We start from the raw sequence: 20,577 nt of genomic DNA on the forward strand, positions 1-20,577 counted from the left end.
CCGGGCCGCCCCCGGACCGGGCGTTCAGAACCGTCCGCCGCCGCGGCGCCGCCGGGTGGCACCGCCGCCGAAGCCGCCCGGGCCCTGACGTCCCGCCGCCCGGCTGCCGGAGGCTCCGACCAGGACGATCCCGCCGAGCACCGCACCACCCGTGCCCGCCCCTTCGCCGCCCGGGCGGGCACCGTACGGGTTCCCGTGCGCACGCACGTCGAGCGCGGCCGACCGCCGGGCCTCCCGCGCCAGGGCGTCCGCCCGCAGCGCGTCGGCGAGCGCCGCCGCCGTGCCGCCGTCCCCCCGCTCCGCGCGGTCGAGGCGGCGCTCGGCCTCGGCCAGCCGGGTGCGCGCCGCGCTGCCGACCGCTCCCCGGTGCGTGGTGACGTAGTCCGCCGCCGCGCCGACCGCGCTCCGGCCCGCGAGCAGCGCCTGACCGAGCAACGAACGGGCCCGGACCTCCGCCGCCGCCCGCTCCCGGACCCCCGCCAACACCTCGTCCAACGCCCCGTCCGCCGCCGTCAGCCGGCGCAGGGCACCGATCGGGTCGTACGGCCCCGCCGCCCGCTGCGCCCGCACCTCGCCCAGCACCGCCTCCGCCCGGGCGGCCGGACCCCGCAGCGCGGCCGAGGGCCCGTCCGGGGTGGTGCCGTCGAGGATTCCGCGGGCCTCGGCGAGGTCCGCCCCGGCGCCGGAGAGGGCCGCCGGCAGGGCCCGGTCGGCCGCGGCGAGCTCCCCGGCGAGCCGCTCCACCGAGGCCGCGAAGGTGCCGGCCTGCTCCAGCGCCCCCTCCGCGAGCCGCAACCGGACCGCGGCCCGCTCGCCGTCCCCGGCGGCTTCCGCCTCCCGGGCCGCGGTCAGGCACCCGGCCGCGAACGCCAGCCGGTCCCGGGCCTGCTCGACGTGGCCGGCCACCGGCAGCGAGGCGGCCGGGGCGTACGCGGCGGCGAGCCGTTCCCGGGCGCGGTGCGCGGCCGTCGTCCGCTCGTCCACCCGCCGGTACACGGCGTCGGCGTGCTCCAGCGCCCGCGGCGCGGACCGCTCCAGGGAACGCAGCCGGTCGAAGGCCGCGGACTCCGCGTCCAGGCGCCGGTTCGCCGCGGTGCAGCGCGCCACGATCTCGTCCAGCATCCGCCGCTCGGCGTCCTCGTCCTTCGGGGAGGCGTCGTCGAGCCGACGGCGCAGCCGGAACGCGGCGGTCAGCTCGGCCCGGGCGTACTCCCACGCCTCTCTGAACGGCCGGGTGGCCGCCTCGCCGCACTGGGCGGTCGCGTACCCCAACTCCTCGGCGCTGGTGCGCACCGCGTCGTCCGTGGTCACCAGCAGCCGCCGGGCCCGGGCGTCCCACTCGGGCAGCGGGGCGGGCCCCGGCGCGCCCGGAGGACGACCCGCGGGCGCGGCGGCTCGTGCCGCGGTGGCCCGGCGGCGCTTGCGGGCGACCGCGTACACCGCGACCGCGCCGGCGGCTCCCACCGCGACCACCGGCAGGACGAAGTCCCCGGCACCGGTGCCGGGGCCGACGAGCGCACCGGGGTCGGGCTCGCCCGGGACGGGCGACCGGGTGGGCACCGGCCGGCCGGCCAGCACCGCGGCCATGCCGTCGGCGGCGCCGATCGCCGTCCCCGCCCAGTCGCCGGCCCGCAGCGCCGGCTCGACCGCGGTGCGGGCCACCGCGGCGAGCTGGGCGCCGTCGAGCGGGACACCCCGGTCCACCGCGTACGCGTACCGGCGGTCGTGGGTGGCCACGGCGAGGAGGAGCTCCTTCGGCCCGAGCCCGCCGCGCTCCGCGGTGGCCTCGGCCCAGTCCGTGGGGGACCGGCCGGAGAAGTCGCGCACGTAGACCACGTGCAGGCCCAGGCCCTGCTCGCGGTCGAGCCGGTCCAACGCCGCGACGACCTGGGGGCGTCGGGCGTCGAGGGCACCCACGGTGTCGGTGATCCGCCCGGTGCGGGAGAGCGGGACCGGGTCGTCCGCGCGGGCCGTCACCCCGGTGACCAGGACCAGCCCGATGCCGCCCGCCGCCACCAGGGCCAGTGCCCACGCCGGGACGGCCGGGTGCGCCGCCCTCCGGGCCGGCCCCGCACCCGGACCCCGCGGGCACCGACTCCTGGGCGACATCACATTCCGGAGCGTAGGGGGAGGAGACGGGCGCCGCGACTCCGGGCCCGGCGGGGCGGCGCCGGGCGCCCGGCCGAATCCGCTCGGGTCCGGGCGGCACGGAAGGGATGCTCGGCACCGATCGCGGGACCGGCCCGGGGGACCGGGCGGCCTTCGGACACGGGGGACGGGGGAGGCCATGACCGGGACCGTAGGGGCGGGCGACGGTGGGCGGGCCGGCGGTGGCCCCCGGTCGACGTGGCCGAAGCGCCTGGCCCTGGCGCTGGCCCTGCTCGTCCTGGTGCCCGTGTTGACCGCGGGCGCCGCCCTGCGGATCGCCTACGCAGGTGAACGTGCGGCTGGAGCTGCCGCGGACCCGCGACCGGATCGTGCGGTCCACCCGGCAGGTCCTGGACGCCGGCTTCGACGGCGTCCACTACGACCTGGAGCCCCTGCACTGGGGGTGCCGTTCTTCCGGGCCGACGACCCCGGGCACCGGGGGTCCGCCGAGACGGTGGCCGCGGCGGTCCGGGGCACCCGGCTCGGGCTGTCCCGCACGGACCGGGACCGCGAGCGCTTCGGGCTCGCCCTCCACGTCGACTTCGCCGCCCGGGACGGGGGACCGGGCCGCCTACCGGGCGGGCTGGTCGCCCTGAGCGGGCCGCGGGATGCGCACCGGAAGGGGGCCGGTGCGCACCCCGCGGGGTCGGGGTCGGCTCAGATGCTGAACCGCTCCCGGGCCAGCAGGGGCTTGACCCGGGTGGCGAAGCCACCGGTGCGGAACGGCCGTTGGAGCAGCCCGGGGCGCAGCTCCTGGGCCAGCGCCGCGGCGATCATGCCCTGGTCCAGGGCGAGGACGAAGTCGCTGACCCGTCCGGTGCGCACGTCCACCGAATCCCGGAAGCCGTAGCCCTCGTGGTAGGCGCCGAAGTCCCGGGCGAGCGCGGTGAGGTTGGCCAGCGCCTCGTCCCGGGCCTGGGGCAGGGCGAGGAAGGAGGCGTGCGGGGTGACCACCCCGTCCGAGCGGTACCCCTCGGTCTGCATGCCGAGCGCGTCCACGCCGTACTCGCGGTAGCCGCCGCTGGGCACGTTGGACGGGGAGAAGCCCCAGTAGCCGTACCCCTCCTCCACCAGCCCGTGCTCGATCTGGCCGCGCACGTACCGCCGGTGGCTCGGGCCCCAGGCGTGCGGGGACCACTCGGGCTCGGGGACGAACAGCGGCACCATCAGCGCCTCGAACATCGAGCCGCCCCAACTGGGGACCACCTTGCGGCCCCGGTGCAGGTAGTGGCCGTTCCACACCCGGACGCCGTCGACCTGCACGTACGCACCGCCCGGGGTCTGCTCCTGCTCCCACTCGGGCAGCATCGTGCGGTACAGGCACCAGTAGTGCTGCGGGGGCAGCGAGCCGTCCGCGATGCCGAGGTAACTCGCCATCCGCGGTTCGGTGTTGAGGGCGCCGTAGTGGTGGCCGGTCGGCTCGCCGGTGTCGGTCCAGTAGCCGCCGCGCAGCTGTCCCGGGCGGGCCGCGGGATCGGTCGGGTCGTAGGGGGTGTGGAAGAACGACCAGTCGGCGGCGGCGAGGACGCGGGTGATGCGGCGGCGCAGCGCGGGGTCGGCGTCGGCCGCGATGCGCAGCCCCGCGACCAGCCAGGCGTTGTCGACGGAGGAGAGGAAGGGGCGGACCTCCTCGCCGGTTTCGGGCCAGCGCTCCAAGGTCGAACCGTCGTAGGCGTCGTACCAGTTGAGCCAGAAGCCGTGGTGCCGCTCCAGTTCCTCGACGGCGGCGACGGTGCGGGCGAGCGAGCGGTGCATGGCGCCCCGGCTGATGACGCCGAGTCCGGCGGCGGCGACGGTGGACCACAGCCCGCACCCGATGTTGGTGGGGGAGGTCTGCCGGGACGGCACGGGCCGGCCGGGGCCGCTGAGGTCGACCTTGTCCGCGGTGAGGCCGAAGTCGGTCGTCATGACCTCGATCGAGCGGAAGGTGTCGCGGAACCAGCGGTGCAGCGTCGGGGCGGTGGCGGCGGGCGGAGGGGAGGGGGGACGGTGCGGGGCGGCGACCGGGGCGGCCGCGTTCGCGGCGGGAGCGCCGGCCAGGGTGAGGGCGGCGGCCCCGGTCCCGGCAGCGGTGAGGAACGATCGACGGTCCAAGCGGATGCGGTCCATGCGGGTCCGGCTCCTGGAGGAAGGCGACGGTGTGGAGTCGTGCGGTGGCGCGTCGTTGATCGGTGCGGTGGGGGACGCCGCCGGCCCGGGGCGGGGCTGTGACGGGGCCGGCGGCGTCGTTCGGGGGCGCGGGTCGTCCCGGGACGACCCGCGCGGGCTCACTCCCCGCCGGGCAGTTCCCGGGTGCGGCCCAGGGCGCCGAGCCAGACGGCGGACGGCTTGGCGGTCCGTTCGAAGGTGACGGGGTCGTAGGAGATCAGCCCGAAGGTGGGCGCGAAGGAGCCCCACTCGTAGTTGTCCAGGGCGCTCCAGTGCAGGTAGCCGCGGATGTCGAGGCCGTCGTGCAGGGCCGCGGCGACCTCCGCCAGGGCGCCCCGGAGGTAGGCCAGGCGCCGCTCGTCGTCATCGGTGGCGATGCCGTTCTCGGTGACGATCAGCGGGACGTCGCCGACCACCTCGGCGGTGTGCCGCAGCGCGTGGCCGACCGCGGCCGGGTAGTACTCCCACTGGGTGAGGGTGCGCTCGGCGTCCGCCGGTGCCGGGATCGGACCTTCGGGGCCGATCCTGGTCCGGGTGTAGGACTGGACGCCGATCCAGTCGTCCCCGCGGGCGGCCTCGATGAAGACGTCCTCGCGGGGGTGGCGGTAGGCGGCGGTGACCTCCTCGGCCCCGGGCAGCGCCTGGTAGACCTGGTTGGCGACGGTCCACCCCACCTTGATGTCCGGGTTGATGCCCCGCACGGCCCGCACCGCGGCGTGGTGGACCTCGACGATCGCGCGGGTGGTCTCCTCGTCGGGCGTCGGCAGGCCGGCGGGCGGGAAGCCGACGTTCCCGGCCTTGGCGGCCCCGGCCATCACGGCGATCATGTTCGGCTCGTTGATGGTGCAGACGTACTCCACCCCCTCGGCGATGACGGGCGCGGTGGCCTCGACGTAGCGGGTGAAGAGCTCCACGGCCCCTTCGGCGGTCCAGCCGCCGAGGTCCTCGAACCACTGCGGCACGGTGAAGTGGTGCAGGGTGACCATCGGGCGCAGTCCGCGGGCCAGGGCGCCGTCCACCATGCGGCGGTAGTGGGCGAGTTCGGCGCGGGAGAAGTGGCCGCGGGCCGGCTCGATCCGGGCCCACTCGATGCTGAAGCGGTAGTCGGTGAAGCCGAGTTCCGCGAGCAGGTCCATGTCCTCGGGCCAGCGGTGGTAGCTGTCGGCCGCGTCGAGGCTGGGCTCTTGGACGTGGGAGGTGCCGCTGTGCTCCTTGCGCCACCAGTCGCTGTTGGTGTTGTTGCCCTCGATCTGGTGGGCGGCGGTGGAGGCCCCCCAGAGGAAGCCTTCGGGGAACGGGGTCGGGGCGTGCGTCATCGTCGTGTCTCTCTGGTGGGTGAGGGGGGAACGGAGGTGGGGCGCTACTTCATGCCGGCGGTGGCGATGCCCTGGGTGAAGTGGCGTTGCAGCACCGCGAAGACCAGCAGCACCGGCAGCACGATCAGGAAGGAGCCGGCCATCAGCATCCCGTTGGAGCCCGCCGACTGGTTGGGGTCGGTGGCGAAGGTGGCCAGTGCCACCGGGAGCGTGTACTTGTCGGGGTCGTTGGTCGCGATCAGCGGCCAGACGAAGTTGTTCCAGGAACCGAGGAAGGTGAAGATCGTCAGCGTCGCGAGGGCCGGCTTGACCAGCGGCATCACGATCCGCCAGAAGATGAACCACTCGCCGGCGCCGTCCATCCGGGCCGCTTCCAACAGCTCGTCCGGGATCGACTGCATGAACTGCCGCATGAGGAACACCCCGAAGGCGCCCGCCGCGAACGGCAGCACCAGCCCGGCGTAGGAGTCGATCAGCTGCAACTTGCTCATCAGCACGAACAGCGGCAGCAGCATCAGGTTGCCGGGCACCATCAGCGCGCCCAGGACCAGCCCGAAGACCTTGTTGCGGCCGGCGAACCGGAGCTTGGCGAGCGCGTAGCCCAGCATCGAGCAGAAGACCAGGTTGGAGACGGTGACCAGGGTGGCCACGATCACCGAGTTGAGGAAGTAGCGCGGCAGGTCCAGCCGGTCCAGCAGCCGTTCGAAGTGCCCGAGGGTCCACTCGGTCGGGATCCACACCGGCGGCGAGGCGGTGAGCTCCCGGTCGGTCTTGAAGGCGGACAGCGCCATCCACAGGAAGGGCGCCGCCATGACCAGCAGGCCGAGGGAGACCAGCACGTACAGCAGCGGCTTGCGCAGTCGGGAGCCGGCGGACCGGCCGGGACCCGGGACCTCGGTCGGGGCGGGGGCGGGCTTCACGGTGCTCATTTCGTGTTGTCCTTCAGCAGTCTGAGCTGGAGCACGGTGATGCCCATGATCACCACGAAGAGGACGTACGCCATCGCGCTCGCATAGCCCATGTGGAAGAAGTTGAAGCCCTCGCGGTACATGTTCAGCGAGACGGTGAGGGTGCTGTCCGAGGGGCCGCCCTGGGTCATCACGAACGGCTCCTCGAAGACGTTGAGGTAGCCGATGGTGGTGATCACCGTGGCGTACAGCATGGTCGGGCGCAGCAGGGGCACGGTGACGTGCCGGAACTCGCCCCAGGTGCCCGCGCCGTCCAGCCGGGCGGCCTCCCGCACCTCGGTGGGGATGGCCTGGAGTCCGGCGATGAACAGCACCATGACCGTGCCCATGTTCCGCCACACCGCCATGAGGATCAGCGAGGGCATCGCGAGGTTCTCGTCCCCGAGGAAGTCCGGGGCGGTGAGCCCCACTTCGGCGGCGAGCCCGGCGATCAGTCCGTCGGACGGGTCGAGGACGAACCGCCACACCACGGCGACGGCCACGATGGAGGTCACCACGGGGGCGTAGAAGCCGACCCGGAAGAAGGTGCGGGCGCGGTCGATGCCATTGTTGAGGAGCACCGCGACCAGCAGCCCGAGGCCGATGGTCAGGGGCACGCCGACGACGACGAAGTAGGCCGTGTTGAAGAGGGAGGTGAGGAACTTCTCGTCGTTGAACAGCTTGACGTAGTTCTCGAACCCGACGAAGTCGGCTTCCAGCGGGTTGGTGACGTCGCGCAGCCCGAAGTCGGTGAAGCTCATGAGGAGCGTCGCCAGGATCGGGAAGGCCATGAAGACCGCGAACAGCACCAGGAACGGGGTGGAGAACAACCACCCGGCGAGGTTCTGCCGGCCCAGGCGCGGCCCGCGGCGCTTGTCGCGCCCCTCGTTCCTGCCGTCCTCCTCCGCGGGGCGGCGCGCCGGGCGGGCCGGCGCGCCCGGCGGGGTCGTGGTGCTCATCGCGACTACCTCAGGAGGCTTTCGACCTCGGACTGCGCCTTCTTCGCGGCCTCCTCGGCGGACGCCTTGCCCTGGGTGACCGACTCGACGGCGCGGTCGACCTTGGAGGTGATCTCCGACCACTGGGCGAGCGTCGGCGTGTTCTTCGCGGTCTCCATCTGCTCGCGGAAGACCTGGAGGTTCGGGTCCGTCGCCAGCTCGCCGGATTCCCAGGCGGCGGTGGCGGCGGGCAGGTCGCTGGTGCGCTCGTACCAGTCGGCCTGGCCCTTGGTGTCGGTGAGGTGGCTGATGAACTCCTTGGCGGCGGCCTTGTGGTCGCTGTCCTTGGAGATCACCAGGCTGGATCCGCCGGCCATGGACACGGACTGCTCACCGGTGGGCACCTTGGCGACGGCCCACTTGCCGTCCAGGTCCGGGTACTGGTCCTTGAGGATCGACATGATCCACGGGCCGGAGAAGAACATCGGCACGTCGCCGGTGTTGAAGTCCTTGGTCACGTCGTAGCCCGGCGTGACGCTCTTCTTGGCCAGGCCCTCGGCGAAGTACTTCCCGTACTCCTCGAACGCCTTGACCGCGGCGGGGCTGCCGATGGCCGCCTTGCCGTCGCCGTCGACGATCTCGCCACCGGCGGAGTACAGGAACGGATAGAAGCTCTGCACCGTGTCCAGGCCGCTCGGCTGGATCGACAGGCCCCACTTGGTGCCCGCCCCGTCCTGGTAGGCGGCGGCGGCCTCGCGGAGTTCGGCCCAGGTGGCGGGCGCCTTGTCGATGCCGGCCTGCTCGGCGAGGTCGGTGCGGTAGTAGAGCACCCGGGTGTCGACGTACCAGGGAACCCCGTACGCGGTGCCGTCCACGATGCCCTGTTCCCAGGCCGCCGGGAAGAAGTCCTTCTCGTCGAAGACCTCGGTGTCGACCGGCTCCAGCGCGCCCAGCTCGGCGAACTCGCCCATGTAGGTCCCGCCCATCTGCGCGATGTCCGGGAGGTTGCCGGCGGCGGCGGCCGAGACCAGCTTCTGGTGGGCGACGTCCCAGCCGACCGGGGTGACCTTCACGGTCACGTTCGGGTTCGCCTTGGTGTACTCCTCGGCGACGGCGCCGAGCTTCTCGCCCTCGGCACCCATGGCCCACACGGTGAGGGTCTGCTTCTCGTCGGCGGCGACGCCGCCGCCCCCCGAACTCCCGCAAGCGGTGATTCCGAACGCCGTCGCGAGGGCGACGGCGACCGTGGCGGTTCTGGCGGCGCGGTGCATGGACGGCTCCTCCTTGAGCTCTTCCGGGCCCTGCTGGCGTTCCGGCCGTGTACTGCCGTTCACCCCGCAAGACCCCTGATCGTCTTCGGGTACCCGGAACGCCCGCCCGGATGTATGCGCTGTCTGTAAGCGCATACATCACTTTGCGGCAGTCGTTCCGCAATGTGCAAGAGGGTTGGAGATCACACTCCGGTAACGGTGTCGGCGCGCTGCGGAGGGCGGGCGGAGCGGTCGCGGACGCGACCGCTCGGGCGTGAATGTCGCATGGTGGGGGGTGTGGGGTTGGGGGTAAAACGGTTGATAAGTGCACCTTGCAGGCTAGAACGGTTGTTTGCGCGAGGAAAGGGAATGTGGCGTACGCCGCTCCGCCGGCCCGGGCCACGGCGCCTACGCTCCCCGGCATGCCCCCGACGCACCCCGCCCCCGCCGTCCCGGCCCCGCCGGACCGTGCGCCGGACCTGGCGCACCCGTTCCCCTTCGACCCCGCCCACGGCTACGCCCCGACCCGGCTGCTCGCCGTCGCACCGCCCCCGGGACCCGAGGGCTTCGACGCCTTCTGGCGCGCCCGGTACGCGGCGGCCCGCGCCGTCGACCCCGACCCGGTGGTGGGCCCCGCCGAGGGGGAGCGCGGCGGCGTCCGGCTCCACCCGGTGACGTACGCCTCCACCGGGGGCGTGCGCACCGGCGGCTGGCTGGCGCTGCCCGTCGACGGCCGCCCGGCCCGCTACGGCTTCGTGATCGGGCACGGCTACGGGGGCCGGGGCTCCGCGGCCCCCGACCTGCCGCTGCCCCTGCCGGACGCCGCGGCCCTGCTGCCCTGCGTCCGGGGAATGGGCGAGCGGGGTCGCCGCCCCGGAGTGCCCGACACCGCCGACGCCCACGTACTGCACGGCATCGACGACCGGGACGGCTACGTGATCGGGGGCTGCGTCGACGACCTGTGGTGCGCCGCCTCCGCGCTGCTGCGACTGGTCCCCGAACTGGCCGCCCCCGGGGCGGCCCGGCTCGGCTACGCGGGCGAGAGCCTCGGCGGCGGCCTCGGGGCGCTGGCCCTGCCCTGGGACGACCGCTTCGGGGCCGCCCGGCTCACCGTCCCCACCTTCGGCCACCACCCGCTGCGGCTCACCCTGCGCTGCACCGGCAGCGGCGAGGCGGTGCGCGCGCACCACGCCCGGCACCCGGAGGTGACCGAGGTGCTGGCCCACTACGACGCGGCGACCGCGGCCACCCGACTGCGCACCCCGACCCTGGTCGCCCCCGCGCTGTTCGACCCGGCGGTACCGCCGCCCGGGCAGTTCGCGGTGCGCAACGCACTGGCCGGGCCGCGCACCACCCGGGTGCTGACGGCCGGGCACTTCACGCACCGGGGCGAGCGGGCCGAGCGGGCGTCGTTGGACGCCCTCGGGCGGCGGTTCTTCGCCCGCTGGCTGGGGACGTGAGCGGGGGAGGGCCTAACAGCCGCAGCTCGCCCGGCGGGCCACCGACACCGGAAGCACCAGCGAGACCGGCTCGCCGGGCACCAGTTCGGGCACGTCCGGCATCCGCTCGGCGCCGTTGCCGCCGCCCAACCGGCGCACCAGCAGTTCCACCGCGACCTCGCCCATCCGTCGCATCGGCTGGCGGACGGTGGTGAGCGCGGGCCGCACCAGCCGGCTGAGCGCGATGCCGTCGAAGCCGACCACCGTGATGTCGGCGGGCACCCGCAGCCCCCGGCGCTCCAGGGCGTGCAGGGCTCCCACGGCCATCTGGTCGTTGGCGAACAGCAGCCCCTGCGGGGGCGGCTCGCCGGCCGCCGCCGCCCGGTCCACCAGGGCGTCCGCGGCCCGGGCGCCCTCCGCACGGGTCATCATCGGCGCCCGCAGATCGGGCGCGTCGGGCACCGGGAGGCCGGCCTCGGCGCACGCGGCACGGTAGCCGCGGAAGCGGGCCGCGGCGTCCGGGGAGTCCTCGGCGGTGCCGACGAACGCGAGCCGGGTCAGCCCGTGGTCCACCACGAGGTGCCGGGCGAGCGCCCGCTCGCCGTCCTCGTTGGCCGCCTCCACGTGGTCGAGGTGGTCCAACTGCTCGGACTCCCGGGGCCCGGCCAGCATCACCACCGGCAACCGCCGGGAGATGACCTCCAGGTCCTCGGTGGGCACCGTGCGCGCCAGCACCGCGAAGCCGTCCACCCGCCCGGCGACCTTGGCCACCCAGCTCTCCGGGCCGCCCTTCAGCGAGGCCGCGATCAGCAGGGCGTACCCGTGGCGGCGGGCCGCCCGTTCCATGCCCCGGATGATCTGGTCGGAGTACAGCATGGCGGCGTCGTCCTCGTCGGACTCGTCCGCCTCGTGCTCCGCCTCGGGGTCCGAGTAGTCAGGGAAGCACAGGCCCAGCACGCCCGTGGAGCGGCTGGCCAACCCCCGCGCACTGCCGCTGGGCACGTAACCCAGCTCCCGTGCGGCGGCGAGCACCCGGTCGCGCGTCTGCTGCCGTACGGAGTCGGGGGTGCGGTACACCCGCGACACCGTCGCGATGGACACCCCGGACCGCTCCGCGACGTCGTACACCGTGGGGGCTGTGCTCACCCGACCGACCGCCTGCCTGTTCGTTGACCGTGTCCGCCCGCCGGGTGCGCGCACGCCCACGGCAACGGAATGAAAGCGCATTCACAGTAGGTCGCGGAGCACGGCGGGGGCAAGACGGTACCGCCCGCGCCGCCGTGCGCGGGGGCACGACGGCGCGGGACGGAGGAGGTTCAGCGCCCCCGGCGGCGGATCTTGTCGCCGAGCCAGACCAACGGGTCGTACTTCCGGTCGGCGACGCGTTCCTTCAGCGGGATCAGCGCGTTGTCGGTGATGCGGATGCCCTCCGGGCAGACCTCGGTGCAGCACTTGGTGATGTTGCAGTACCCGAGCCCGTGCTCGTCCTGGGCGGTGGCCTTGCGGTCGAGGCCCGAGGCGGCGGCGTCGTCCAGCGGGTGCATGTCGAGTTCGGCGACCCGCATCAGGAACCGGGGGCCCGCGAAGGCCGTCTTGTTCTCCTCGTGGTCCCGCACCACGTGGCAGGTGTCCTGGCACAGGAAGCACTCGATGCACTTGCGGAACTCCTGCGAGCGGTCCACGTCCTCCTGCTGCATCCGGTACTCGCCGGGTGCGAGGTCCGGCGGGGGGACGAAGGCCGGGACCTCGCGGGCCTTGACGTAGTTGAAGCCCACGTCGGTCACCAGGTCGCGGACCACGGGGAAGGCGCGGAGCGGGGTCACCGTGACGGTCTCGGCGGGGTCGAAGACCGACATCCGGGTCATGCACAGCAACCGGGGCCGCCCGTTGATCTCCGCGCTGCACGAACCGCACTTGCCGGCCTTGCAGTTCCAGCGCACCGCGAGGTCGGGCGCCTGGGTGGCCTGGAGCCGGTGGATGACGTCGAGGACCACCTCCCCCTCGTTCACCTCCACCCGGAAGTCGCCCAGCGCACCGCCCCCGGCGTCCCCGCGCCAGATCCGGAAGTGCGCCTCGTAGCTGGTGGATGCGGAGGTCGTCACTCGTACAACTCCTCTTCGGCGAGGTACTTGACCAGCTCCTCCTTGTCGAAGAGGGCCAGTAGGTCGGAGCGGACGGGCTCGGTCTCGACCCGGGTGAGGGCGATCCCGGGGGCGCCCGGGTCCCCGTCCTCGGGCGCCGGGGCCAGCGCGCAGAGCAGGTTCACCCGGCGCCAGGCCCGGTCCATCTCCGGCCGGTCCTCGCGGGTGTGGCCGCCGCGGCTCTCCGTGCGCTCCAGCGCCGCCCGGGCCACGCACTCGCTGACCAGCAGCATGTTCCGCAGGTCGAGGGCGAGGTGCCAGCCCGGGTTGAACTGCCGGTGCCCCTCGACGGCGACCTGCCCGGCACGCCGCCGCAGCGCGGCGAGGCGTTCCAGGGCCTCGGCCATCTCGCCCTCCCGCCGGATGATGCCCACCAGGTCGTTCATCGTCTGCTGGAGCTCCTGGTGCAGGGCGTACGGGTTCTCCGGGACCGCCCCGGGGCGGGACCCGTCCTCGGGGACGGCGCCGAAGGGGCGCAGCGCCTCCGCACCGGCCCGGTCGACCGCCTCCGCGGAGGGGACCGGGCGGTCCTCCTCGGCCAGCCCGGCCGCGTACCGGGCCGCGTGCAGCCCGGCCCGGCGGCCGAACACCAGCAGGTCGGAGAGCGAGTTGCCGCCGAGCCGGTTGGAGCCGTGCATCCCGCCGGCGACCTCGCCCGCGGCGAACAGCCCGGGCACCCCGCGGGCCGCGGCGGTGTCCGAGTCGACGGCGACCCCGCCCATCACGTAGTGGCAGGTGGGCCCGACCTCCATGGCCTCGGCGGTGATGTCCACGTCCGCGAGTTCCTTGAACTGGTGGTACATGGAGGGCAGTCGACGTTTGATCACCTCCGGGGACATCCGGGTGGACACGTCGAGGAACACCCCGCCGTGCGGGGAGCCGCGACCGGCCTTGACCTCGGAGTTGATCGCCCGGGCGACCTCGTCGCGGGGGAGCAGCTCCGGGGGGCGGCGGTGGTGGTCGGGGTCCTCGTACCAGCCGTCCGCCTCCTCCTCGGTGCGGGCGTACTTGTCCTTGAAGACCTCGGGCACGTAGTCGAACATGAACCGTTCGCCGCGTGCGTTGCGCAGCACCCCGCCGTCGCCGCGGACCGACTCGGTGACCAGGATGCCCTTCACCGAGGGCGGCCAGACCATGCCGGTCGGGTGGAACTGCACGAACTCCATGTTCAGCAGCGGCGCCCCGGCCAGCAGCGCCAGCGCGTGCCCGTCGCCGGTGTACTCCCAGGAGTTGGAGGTCACCTTGAAGGACTTGCCGATGCCGCCGGTGGCGAGGACCACCGCGGGGGCCTCGACGACGAAGAAGCGGCCGGTCTCGCGTTCGTAGCAGAACACGCCCGCCACCCGCCCGTCCGGGGCCTTGAGGATGCGGGTGGCCGTGCACTCCTGGAAGACCTTCAGGGTGCCCTCGTGGTCGCCGGACTCCTTCGCCGCCTCCTGCTGGAGGGAGACCACCTTCTGCTGGAGGGTGCGGATCAGCTCCAGCCCGGTGCGGTCGCCGACGTGCGCCAGGCGCGGGTACTCGTGGCCGCCGAAGTTCCGCTGCGAGATGCGGCCGTCGCCGGTGCGGTCGAAGAGGGCGCCCCAGGTCTCCAGCTCCCACACCCGCTCGGGCGCCTCGCGGGCGTGCAGCTCGGCCATCCGCCACTGGTTGAGGAACTTGCCGCCGCGCATGGTGTCGCGGAAGTGGACCCGCCAGCCGTCGCCCGCGTTGACGTTGCCCATCGCCGCGGCGATGCCGCCCTCGGCCATCACGGTGTGCGCCTTGCCGAACAGGGACTTGCAGATCACCGCGGTGCGCAGGCCCTGGGCGGCGGACTCGATCGCCGCCCGCAGCCCGGCGCCGCCGGCACCGACCACGACGACGTCCCACTGCTGTCGTTCCACCATCAGAAGAACCTCGGATCGTCGAACGCGCCGCTGGCCAGGAGATACACGTAGAAGTCGGCGAGTCCCACGCTCAGCAGGGACGCCCAGGCGAGCTGCATGTGGCGCGCGTTGAGCTTGCCGACCCAGCCCCACAGCCGGTAGCGGACGGGGTGGCGGGAGAAGTGCTTGAGCCGTCCGCCCACGACGTGGCGGCAGGAGTGGCAGGAGAGGGTGTACGCCCAGATCAACACGATGTTGACGAGGAAGACGAGGCTGCCGAGACCCATGTGGCCCCAGGCGTACTCCGCGTTCCGGAAGGTGAGCACCGTGTCCCAGGTGAGCAGGACCGCCACCAGCAGCGCCGCGTAGAAGAAGTAGCGGTGCAGGTTCTGGAGGACCAGGGGGAAGCGGCTCTCCCCGGTGTACTTGCGGTGCGGCTCGGCCACCGCGCAGGCGGGCGGCGAGGCCCAGAAGCCCCGGTAGTACGCCTTGCGGTAGTAGTAGCAGGTGAGCCGGAAGCCCAACGGGAAGACGAGCACGATCAGTGCGGGGGAGAGGCCCCACCAGCCGCCCACCAGCTCCCAGTTGGGCCCGCCGCGCATGGGGGCGCAGTTCTCGGCCAGACAGGGGGAGTAGAACGGGGAGACGTAGGGGGCGGCGTAGTAGTCGGTGTTCGCGAACGCCCGCCACGTCGAGTAGACGATGAAGGCGAGCAGCCCGGCCGCGGTCGCCGCGGACGGGAGCCACCAGCGGTCGGTGCGCAGGTGGGGGGCGTCGATGGCGGCGCGGTCGGACGTGCGGACGCCGCCGGGCGGGGCGGGGGGTCGGGTGCCAGGGGCCAACGGGACTCCACTCGGTCGGGACTCGGGCCGGGGTCGGGTCCCCCCGGCCGCGGGGGCGACTCAGGGGGCGTGACGGTGCAGCGCGCCGAGTCCCTCGTCGTCCGCATCCGTCCACAGGGAGCTGTCGTACGGGGTGTCGGGAACCCATACGACCTCGTCCGGCCGGGGGGCCGGTTGGTGCCGGGGGGCGGGGCTCGGGTGCGCACCCCGCGGGGTGCGCGGTTCCTCGCCCGACGCGGTCCTCCCGTGCAGGAGGTCCACGCTCTGGTGCAGTTGAGCCAGGTCGGTACGGAGCCGTCGGATCTCCCTCACGTCGTGCCCGACGTGCTCGACGAGCCGGTCCACGGTGCGGGTGAGGTCGTCGATGCGATGTCGTACGGCGGTCAACTCGTCGTGGTGAGACAGGGCTTGCCCTCGCTTTCGAAGGAGCGGGCGGCAACGTCCGTGCGCCAGTGAGTGTTCCGTGTCACATCGAGAGTTGGGAAGACGCCGGTCGCGCTTTCTTGACACTGGCCGGTAGTCGTGGTGGGCGTGGGGTGAGAGGGGCCTCACATGCGCAGGTGACGGCCGGGGCGGAGCGTCGCCCGGTCGTGGCCCGTCCGGGCGGTCGTTGACCGGATCACTTCCGGTCAACCGGGAGCGGAGGTCGCCCGGCCGCCCCGCACCGGCCGCCGGCGGCGCCGGCGCACCCCTCGGTCCTCCCCGCGCGCCCCGCGAGGGTCGGACGGCCAGCCGGGTGAGGTTCACGGCCCCCGTCGCCGTGTCGCATCCGGGACCCGGTACGGGTCGGGTTCCGTGGGGCCGTAGATCAGATCACCACACATATCACCGCACGTGATCACACCGACCCCCTCCGCGAGGCCCGGCCCTCCGGGGCGGGCGACCCCGGAGGTACACGGATGTCCCACGACGGCCCCAGACTGCGCACGGTCCTGCGCTCGGTCGCCTTCCTGACCGCGGGCGCCCTCGCGCTCCCGGTGCTGACGGCGTGCGGATCGGACGAGGAGCACGGCCCCGCCCCCGCCGCGGCGCAGGACGTCGCGGCGGCCGAGCGCGCCCGGGTGGCGGACGGCGGCACCCTCACCTGGGCGGTCGACGCCTTCCCGGAGACCCTCAACGCCTTCCAGGCCGACGCCGGCCCCGCCACAGCCAAGGTGGCCCAGGCGACCCTGCCCTCGATGTTCCGGCTGGACGACCGGGGCCGCCCCGCCCGCAACGCCGACTACCTGGAGTCCGCCCGGGTCGTGGCCACCGCCCCCCAGCAGGTCGTCCTGTACAAGCTGAACCAGCAGGCCGTGTGGAGCGACGGCCGGGAGATCGGCGCAGACGACTTCGTGGCCCAGTGGCGCGCCCTGTCCGGCAAGGACAGCGCCTACTGGACCGCCCGCAACGCCGGGTACGAGCGCATCGGGAAGATCGAACGCGGGGCGAACAACCTGGAGGTCCGGGTCACCTTCGCCGAGCGCTACGCCGACTGGCGCTCCCTGTTCTCCCCGCTGTACCCGAAGGACGTCATGGGGTCGCCGGACGGCTTCAACGACGGAGCCCGCGGCAAGCTGAAGGTCTCCGCGGGCCCGTTCGCCGTGGACCGCGTCGACGAGAAGGCGGGCGAGGTCACCCTGCGGCGCAGCGCCCGCTGGTGGGGGCGGCCGGCGAAGCTCGACGCCGTCGTGCTGAGGGCCGTGCCGCGCGAGAAGCGGTCCGCCGCCCTCGCCGCCGGCACCGTGGACCTCGCCGAGGTCGCCCCCGGTGACACCCGCCGCATCGGCCTCGCCGAACGGGACCGGGGAGGCTCGGGGCCGCTGGCCCACGGGCCGGGCGCGGCGACCGGCCCCGGCCAGGCACTGCGCTCCTGGGCCATCGCCCACGGCGACGACGAGGAGGCCGCGGAGGCGGAGCAACTCGCCCGGGCCAAGGCCCGCAAGGCCGTCGAGAAGTACGCCGACGAGCAGGCGGGCCTGCGCGACTTCGTGGTCCGCAAGTCGCTGGAGCCCGCGTACACCCAACTCGCCCTGAACGGGTCGACCGGCCCCCTCGCCGACGAGCGGGTGCGCCGGGCGGTGGCCCGCGCCCTGGACCGGCAGGAACTGGCGTCGGTGGTGCTGACCCCGCTCGGGCTCCCCGCCGAGCCGGTCGGCAGCCACCTGGCGCTCGCCGGTCAGGACGCGTACGCCGACAACAGCGGGGCGCTCGGCGAGCAGGACGCCGCCGAGGCCCGGGCCCTGCTGGCCGACGCGGGCTGGGTGCCGGGCGCCGCGCCCAAGGGCACCGGGGACGAACAGGACGCCAAGGACGCCGCGAAGGAGAAGGAGGCGGACGCCGACGCGGGGAAGGACGACGACGGAACGTACATCGTCGGCCGGGACGACCAGAAGCCCGGTGACCGCGCCCCCGGGGCGACGGGGTCCCTGAGGGCCCCCGGGACGGTGAGCACGGTCCTCGCCGCGGTCTCCGGCGCGGTCGCGCACCCGTGGTCCGCGGTGGAGCGGCAGGCCGAGCGGATCGCGCTCACCGCGGAGGAGGGCGGTGACCAGGCGCGTCGCCAGCAGGTGGGGCAGGGCGGAGCGCCCGGGGCGTACGCCCCGAAGGGCACTGCCGCGCCGGGCGCCCCCGCCCCCGGGGCCACCTCGGCGGCCGGCCCGGCGGCCGCGCCGCTCGCCAAGGACGGCAAGCCGCTGGCCCTGCGGTTCGTGCTGCCGTCCGGACCGGGGTCGGAGGCGCTGCGGACGGTCGGCGAACGGATCTCCCGGATGCTGGAGGGCATCGGCATCCGCACCGAGACCACCAAGGTCGCGGACGACAGCTACTTCCGCGACCACGTGGCCGCCGGCGGCTACGACCTCGCCCTCTACTCCTGGCCGGCCACCGCCTACCCCGCCACCGACGCCCGTCCCGTCTACGCCAAGCCCGTGCCGGCGGCCGACGGCACGCTCAACGTGGAGCAGAACTACACCCGGGTGGGCACCGACCAGATCGACCAGATGTTCGACCGGGCGGCCGCCGAGCTGAACGAGAAGGAGGCCCGGGAGCTGATCCGCCAGACGGACGCCCGGATCTGGGCCGCCGCCGGCTCCATCCCCCTCTACCAGCGCCCCGAACTGGTCGCCGCCCGCCGCAACCTGGTCAACGTCGGTGCCTTCGGCTTCGAGACCCCGCGCTTCGAGGACATCGGCTTCGCCAAGCCGCCGGCCGGTCCGACCCGGCAGCCCTGACGCCGGTGGTTCCGGGCCGGTGACCCGGCCGGCCCGGAACCTCAGATGATCCTCAAATCCCTTGCCGTCCCCCGGGCGCGACCTGCACTGTCTGACCATCCCATTGGCCCCGGATGCTCCCGGATCGCCGGTGGTAACCCCCTGTGCCAGCGGATTACCCCCAGATCCGCTTCCCCGCTCCGCGGGGCGGGCGGCCCCGTCCCCCACGCACTCCGCGGAGGCCGCCCCCCGCGGAGCCACGTACGATGGGGTATGGCCGTGGCGTGTCAAGCCCGGCAGGGCGCCGTACAACAGTCGTACGCGCAGCCGTCCACTCACCCCGGGAGAAGCGCCGCACTATGGCTGTGACCTCTACGCGTCACGACATCCGCAACGTCGCCATCGTCGCCCACGTCGACCACGGCAAGACCACCCTGGTCGACGCCATGCTGAAGCAGGCGGGCGCGTTCGCCGCTCACCAGCAGGTCGACGACCGCGTCATGGACTCGAACGACCTGGAGCGTGAGAAGGGCATCACGATCCTCGCCAAGAACACGGCGGTGAAGTACCACCCCAAGGACGGCGGCGAGCCGATCACCATCAACATCATCGACACCCCCGGCCACGCCGACTTCGGTGGCGAGGTCGAGCGCGGCCTGTCGATGGTCGACGCGGTCGTCCTGCTGGTCGACGCGTCCGAGGGCCCCCTCCCGCAGACCCGGTTCGTGCTGCGCAAGGCGCTCAGCGCCCGGCTGCCGGTGATCCTGTGCATCAACAAGACGGACCGGCCCGACTCGCGCATCGACGAGGTCGTCAACGAGACGTACGACCTCTTCCTCGACCTCGACGCCGACGAGGACCAGATCGAGTTCCCGATCGTCTACGCCTGCGCCCGGGACGGCATCGCCTCGCTGACCAAGCCGGAGAACGGCACGGTCCCCTCGGACAGCACCAGCCTGGAACCGTTCTTCTCCACCCTCCTGCAGACCGTGCCGGCGCCCTCGTTCGAGGAGGGCGCCCCGCTCCAGGCCCACGTCACCAACCTGGACGCGGACAACTTCCTGGGCCGCATCGCCCTGCTGCGCGTCGCCCAGGGCGAGCTGCGCAAGGGCCAGACGGTCGCCTGGATCAAGCGCGACGGTTCGGTCTCCAACGTCCGCATCAGCGAGCTGCTGATGACCGAGGCGCTGACCCGCAAGCCCGCGGAGGTGGCCGGCCCCGGCGACATCTGCGCGGTCGCGGGCATCCCGGAGATCATGATCGGCGAGACCCTGGCCGACCCGGAGAACCCGGTGGCGCTGCCGCTGATCACGGTGGACGAGCCCGCGATCTCGATGACCATCGGCACCAACACCTCGCCGCTGGTCGGCCGGGGCGCGACCGGCAAGGGCGCGTCCACCTCCTCGGTCAAGGACCGCAAGGTCACCGCCCGGCTGGTCAAGGACCGCCTGGAGCGCGAGCTGATCGGCAACGTCAGCCTCCGGGTGCTGCCCACCGAGCGTCCGGACGCCTGGGAGGTGCAGGGCCGCGGCGAGTTGGCGCTGGCGATCCTGGTGGAGACCATGCGCCGGGAGGGCTTCGAGCTGACGATCGGCAAGCCGCAGGTCGTCACCAAGGAGGTCGACGGCAAGGTCCACGAGCCGATCGAGCGCATCACCATCGACGTGCCCGAGGAGCACATGGGCGCGGTCACGCAGCTCATGGGCACCCGCAAGGGCCGGATGGACAACATGTCCAACCACGGCTCGGGCTGGGTCCGCATGGAGTTCATCGTGCCCTCCCGCGGCCTCATCGGCTTCCGCACCGAGTTCCTGACCAACACCCGCGGCACCGGCATCGCCCACTCCATCCACGAGGGCCACGAGCCCTGGTTCGGCGAGCTGAAGACCCGCAACAACGGTTCGCTGGTCGCGGACCGCTCCGGTGCGGTGACCGCCTTCGCGATGACCAACCTCCAGGAGCGCGGCGTGCTGTTCGTCGAGCCCGGCACCGAGGTGTACGAGGGCATGATCGTCGGCGAGAACTCCCGTGCCGACGACATGGACGTCAACATCACCAAGGAGAAGAAGCTCACCAACATGCGGTCGTCCACGGCCGACGTGTCCGAGTCGATCGTCCCGCCGCGCAAGCTCTCCCTGGAGCAGTCCCTGGAGTTCTGCCGCGACGACGAGTGCGTGGAGGTGACCCCGGAGGCGGTGCGCATCCGCAAGGTCAACCTGGACGCACGGGAGCGCGCCCGCGCCGCCAGCCGGGCGAAGCACTCCTGAGCCACCCCGCCGGGCCCGGGACGGGCCCGGCGGAACCGGACCGGCCCCCGTCGCACGCGACGGGGGCCGGTTTGCTGTGGGT

14 protein-coding genes and 1 pseudogene are annotated in these 20,577 nt (G+C 73.6%); 4 read left to right on the forward strand and 11 right to left on the reverse strand.

The window, feature by feature from the left end:
- Positions 1–24: 24 nt before the first annotated feature.
- Complete coding sequence (locus ACSMX9_RS20040; protein WP_445395738.1) at positions 25–2,109, reverse strand: TPM domain-containing protein; 2,085 nt, start codon at positions 2,107–2,109, stop codon at positions 25–27.
- 436 nt (positions 2,110–2,545) lie between these two features.
- On the opposite strand from ACSMX9_RS20040, the pseudogene ACSMX9_RS20045 reads away from it, so the two are divergent.
- Positions 2,546–2,744 (forward strand): annotated as a pseudogene (locus tag ACSMX9_RS20045) (hypothetical protein); the annotation flags it as partial.
- A gap of 61 nt (positions 2,745–2,805) precedes the next feature.
- Here the strand turns inward: ACSMX9_RS20045 and ACSMX9_RS20050 are convergent.
- The 5 genes from ACSMX9_RS20050 to ACSMX9_RS20070 form a co-directional block, all read right to left on the reverse strand.
- Positions 2,806–4,242, reverse strand: coding sequence for a glucoamylase family protein (locus tag ACSMX9_RS20050; protein ID WP_445403038.1), 1,437 nt, complete (start codon positions 4,240–4,242; stop codon positions 2,806–2,808).
- Between the two features lie 173 nt (positions 4,243–4,415).
- Positions 4,416–5,612, reverse strand: coding sequence for a glycoside hydrolase family 1 protein (locus ACSMX9_RS20055; RefSeq protein WP_445395740.1), 1,197 nt, complete (start codon positions 5,610–5,612; stop codon positions 4,416–4,418).
- 44 nt (positions 5,613–5,656) lie between these two features.
- Entirely contained in the window at positions 5,657–6,541 is an 885-nt protein-coding gene (locus ACSMX9_RS20060) for a carbohydrate ABC transporter permease (RefSeq protein ID WP_351240801.1), read from the reverse strand.
- Complete coding sequence (locus ACSMX9_RS20065) at positions 6,538–7,518, reverse strand: carbohydrate ABC transporter permease (protein WP_445395742.1); 981 nt, start codon at positions 7,516–7,518, stop codon at positions 6,538–6,540. The genes ACSMX9_RS20060 and ACSMX9_RS20065 overlap by 4 nt, the downstream gene beginning before the upstream one ends.
- A gap of 5 nt (positions 7,519–7,523) precedes the next feature.
- Positions 7,524–8,768, reverse strand: coding sequence for a sugar ABC transporter substrate-binding protein (locus ACSMX9_RS20070; protein ID WP_445403039.1), 1,245 nt, complete (start codon positions 8,766–8,768; stop codon positions 7,524–7,526).
- 401 nt (positions 8,769–9,169) lie between these two features.
- Between ACSMX9_RS20070 and ACSMX9_RS20075 the strand changes: the two genes are divergently transcribed.
- Positions 9,170–10,207 (forward strand): acetylxylan esterase, encoded by a 1,038-nt coding sequence (locus ACSMX9_RS20075; RefSeq protein ID WP_445395744.1) that lies wholly within the window; start codon positions 9,170–9,172, stop codon positions 10,205–10,207.
- A 12-nt stretch (positions 10,208–10,219) separates the two neighbouring features.
- On the opposite strand, the gene ACSMX9_RS20080 is transcribed toward ACSMX9_RS20075, so the two are convergent.
- From ACSMX9_RS20080 to ACSMX9_RS20100, 5 genes are all read right to left on the reverse strand, one after another.
- On the reverse strand, positions 10,220–11,332 hold the full coding sequence (locus ACSMX9_RS20080; protein WP_445395746.1) for a LacI family DNA-binding transcriptional regulator: 1,113 nt from the start codon (positions 11,330–11,332) through the stop codon (positions 10,220–10,222).
- A gap of 170 nt (positions 11,333–11,502) precedes the next feature.
- Positions 11,503–12,288: a succinate dehydrogenase/fumarate reductase iron-sulfur subunit gene (locus tag ACSMX9_RS20085; protein ID WP_445395748.1), complete on the reverse strand. Its 786-nt coding sequence runs from the start codon at positions 12,286–12,288 to the stop codon at positions 11,503–11,505.
- The gene (locus ACSMX9_RS20090) at positions 12,285–14,216 is read right to left on the reverse strand and encodes a fumarate reductase/succinate dehydrogenase flavoprotein subunit (RefSeq protein ID WP_445395750.1); all 1,932 of its coding nucleotides are present in this window, start codon (positions 14,214–14,216) and stop codon (positions 12,285–12,287) included. Before ACSMX9_RS20090 ends, ACSMX9_RS20085 begins: the two co-directional genes overlap by 4 nt.
- Positions 14,216–15,037: a hypothetical protein gene (locus ACSMX9_RS20095; RefSeq protein WP_445395752.1), complete on the reverse strand. Its 822-nt coding sequence runs from the start codon at positions 15,035–15,037 to the stop codon at positions 14,216–14,218. The genes ACSMX9_RS20090 and ACSMX9_RS20095 overlap by 1 nt, the downstream gene beginning before the upstream one ends.
- Before the next feature lie 60 nt (positions 15,038–15,097).
- A complete protein-coding gene (locus ACSMX9_RS20100; protein WP_445403040.1) occupies positions 15,098–15,442 on the reverse strand; it encodes a hypothetical protein in 345 nt (114 codons plus the stop codon).
- Positions 15,443–15,936: 494 nt separating this feature from the next.
- Here ACSMX9_RS20100 and ACSMX9_RS20105 point away from each other — a divergent pair, with 494 nt between their 5' ends.
- Both ACSMX9_RS20105 and typA read left to right on the forward strand, forming a co-directional pair.
- The gene (locus ACSMX9_RS20105) at positions 15,937–18,249 is read left to right on the forward strand and encodes an ABC transporter family substrate-binding protein (RefSeq protein WP_445395754.1); all 2,313 of its coding nucleotides are present in this window, start codon (positions 15,937–15,939) and stop codon (positions 18,247–18,249) included.
- Between the two features lie 338 nt (positions 18,250–18,587).
- Positions 18,588–20,495 carry a translational GTPase TypA gene (gene typA / locus ACSMX9_RS20110; RefSeq protein ID WP_445395756.1) on the forward strand — a complete coding sequence of 636 codons (1,908 nt, stop codon included), beginning with the start codon at positions 18,588–18,590 and terminating at the stop codon, positions 20,493–20,495.
- Positions 20,496–20,577: the final 82 nt, after the last annotated feature.

It is taken from the genome of Streptomyces sp. LE64 (assembly GCF_052606915.1).